Here is a 207-nt window from a genome sequence, read left to right as displayed (position 1 = left end):
TTAGACCTCTTAAGGTTGTCCATCGCATACCATGCTTTTCTTTTGCATCTGCAAAGATACGCTCAATCGTTTCTTTGCGCTTTGCATAGATTTGTTTGATGTCATTGGAATGGCGTAAATGTTCTGCTTCCTCTACATACGACTCCCAAATATGACGTTGAATGAGTTTTTGATTTTGCTTACTTTCTGTACATTGGGATAGGCTCG

The 207-nt window shown here is 39.6% G+C and carries 1 protein-coding gene; it reads right to left on the bottom strand.

Going from position 1 to position 207, the window contains the following annotated elements:
* A partial coding sequence (locus CD31_RS00005) for a transposase (RefSeq protein ID WP_036074703.1) occupies positions 1 to 207 on the bottom strand: 207 nt, incomplete at both ends.

Origin of the sequence: Lysinibacillus boronitolerans JCM 21713 = 10a = NBRC 103108, assembly GCF_000772935.1 — a bacterium.
GTDB lineage: Bacteria > Bacillota > Bacilli > Bacillales_A > Planococcaceae > Lysinibacillus > Lysinibacillus boronitolerans.
Note: the sequence above shows the minus strand (reverse complement) of the source record. Positions and strands in the feature narration are given on the sequence as shown.